This window comes from Paracoccus sp. NIOT.M2S5SZ12 (assembly GCF_057748165.1).
The window spans coordinates 1-2,244 of the sequence record NZ_JBYLFR010000051.1; the positions used below are offsets into that span (position 1 = coordinate 1).

The 2,244-nt window shown below is 66.4% G+C and carries 5 protein-coding genes; all 5 read left to right on the forward strand.

Going from position 1 to position 2,244, the window contains the following annotated elements; translation table 11 throughout:
- Positions 1 to 92: 92 nt before the first annotated feature.
- On the forward strand, positions 93 to 668 hold the full coding sequence (locus AC2SGK_RS18160) for a hypothetical protein (RefSeq protein WP_488324780.1): 576 nt from the start codon (positions 93 to 95) through the stop codon (positions 666 to 668).
- A 208-nt stretch (positions 669 to 876) separates the two neighbouring features.
- Positions 877 to 1,164, forward strand: coding sequence for a ribbon-helix-helix domain-containing protein (locus tag AC2SGK_RS18165; RefSeq protein WP_411839455.1), 288 nt, complete (start codon positions 877 to 879; stop codon positions 1,162 to 1,164).
- 96 nt (positions 1,165 to 1,260) lie between these two features.
- The gene (locus AC2SGK_RS18170) at positions 1,261 to 1,656 is read left to right on the forward strand and encodes a VOC family protein (protein ID WP_488324781.1); all 396 of its coding nucleotides are present in this window, start codon (positions 1,261 to 1,263) and stop codon (positions 1,654 to 1,656) included.
- Between the two features lie 59 nt (positions 1,657 to 1,715).
- Entirely contained in the window at positions 1,716 to 1,967 is a 252-nt protein-coding gene (locus AC2SGK_RS18175) for a hypothetical protein (RefSeq protein WP_488324782.1), read from the forward strand.
- 21 nt (positions 1,968 to 1,988) lie between these two features.
- Entirely contained in the window at positions 1,989 to 2,150 is a 162-nt protein-coding gene (locus tag AC2SGK_RS18180; protein WP_488324783.1) for a hypothetical protein, read from the forward strand.
- Positions 2,151 to 2,244 lie beyond the last annotated feature (94 nt).

The window sequence follows — 2,244 nt, forward strand, 5'->3', positions numbered from 1 at the left end:
GTCGTCTCCAAGATCATCAAGTGATCCGACAGACCGCGTAAGCGAGAGGGCCGCCCGAAAGGGCGGCCCTTTTTCATGGTGAGGAGGGGGCGATGGCCGCGATCCTCGACGCATGGCGCGCCGCGGACCGCTGGCCGAAATGGCTGCGGTGGTTGGGTTATCTCTGGCTGCTCGTCTCCATGGGGCCTCTGTTTGCACTGACCTTGGGTATGGGGCCGCTGGTGCTGACCTGGCCGACCGGGCCTGTCGTCGTTTCAAGCATTGCCTACTGCCTGATCGGAGCCGTTCTTCTGATCCCGCAGGCTCGGGAACCGGTTGCCAGGACGTCAAGCCAGCGCCTGCTCGATTGGATGCAGCGCTGGATCGTCATGCCGATCATGCTGATGCTCGGTGGTTACTCGGCCGCCATTGTCGGATTGCCACTGGCCGCAGCCGTCCTGACCGGCGGCCCGACCGAAGTCGTCCTGAATACCGATCCTGCAGCCGGTGCGGGCGGACGCTATTGCACTTCGAGTGTCGCATTTCTGGACTTGGTGCCGCCGTTCCATCGGCTCTGCCGGACACCGCTGGAGGCCTTCATCCAGCTGAGATCCGGCAGGACTGTCGTTGTCACCGGATGGGGCACCGAGGCGGTGATGATCGCGCGGGACATCCAATTGGCCCATTGATGCAGGCCGGATGGATCGTGCCTGACGCATGGTCCGCCCTTTCGCGGATGCCCCCATCTGTTCCGCCACGCGGCGATCGGCGGCACCTGTAGCGTGCCGCCTGCGACAGGCTGTCCAATATGCCGCGAATCCTGCCCGAAAAGTCGCGTTGACCGCCGGGCGTGGCGGCGCGACAGTGGTGGGGCGCAACCACCTCGAGATCAAGCTCATGTGCCAGATCTTTGCCGGACAGCACCCGGACCGCTATGAGACCGTCACCCGCCGCCTGCGCCTGAACGGGCAATCGACCTCGATCCGCCTGGAGCGGGCCTTCTGGCACATCCTCGACCGGATCGCCGCGCGGGAGGGGGTGACCACGCCCGCCTTCATCTCGCGGCTGCATGCCGAGGTGCTGGAGCTGCATGGCGAGGCGCGCAACTTCACCTCGCTGCTGCGCTGCGCCTGCACGATCCACTTGGGCGAGGAGGACGCCGTTCCCGCCATCGCCGCGGAATGATCGTGCAAAAAATGCGCCTGTAGTATTCCATTACTACCCGACCCCTCCGCGCCCGCCCTAGCCTGAACCCATGACGGCAAGTGCAGGGAGGGCCTGATGGCCAAATACATCCACTCGATGATCCGCGTTCTGGACGAGGCGGCCTCGGTCGATTTCTACGACCGCTGCTTTGGCCTGAAGGTGGCCGAGCGGCTGGATTTCGAGAAATTCACGCTGATCTATCTCGCCAACGGCGAATCCGGCACCGAGCTGGAGCTGACCGTGAACAAGGGCCGGACCGAGCCCTATGACCTGGGCGACGGCTATGGCCATGTCGCCTTCTCGGTCGAGGATGTCGACGCGACCCATGCCCGGCTGGAGGAGCTGGGGTTCGCCCCGCGCAAGCTGGTCGATTTCGCCCCCGGCGGCGCGGTGATCGCGCGATTCTTCTTCATCAAGGACCCTGACGGATACGAGATCGAGGTCCTGCAGCGCGGCGGCCGCTATCAATAGACGGGGCCGCGCGTCCCGGGGAGGGGGCGCGGCGGCACGACACAAGGGAGGAGGAACCCGTGTCGGAAGCAAGGACCACGGGGCCGACCCGGCGGGCGCTGTTGTCGCGTGCGCTCGCGGCCGGTGCGCTGGCGGCCGGTGCGCTGGCGGTGACCGGGGCGGGCTTCATCACGGCCCCCGACGCGGCCTGGGCGGAGGAGGTCACCGCGATCAGCGAGCACGAGATGGCGACGCTGCAGCAGATGGCGCGCGACATCTATTCGCATGACCGGATCGGCGACCGCTCCTATGCGATCGCGGTCAAGGGCTAAGACACGCCCGAACAGAAGACCGTGGTCGCCGAGGGCATCGCGGCGCTGGACGACGCCGCCAGGGAGGCGGGCTTCGACGACTTTCTGTCGGCCGGGTGGGAGGCCGACCGCGTGGCCATCCTGCGCGGGATGGAGGACAGCGCATTCTTCCAGACGGTCCGGGGCGGGCTGGTCACTGGGTGACCTGCCACTGAACTTTCATCCAGCCGCGACCGGAGCCGGTAGCTGATTTACGCCTTTCGGCGTGGGTTGAGCAATCGCCCGGCGCGCGGAACCC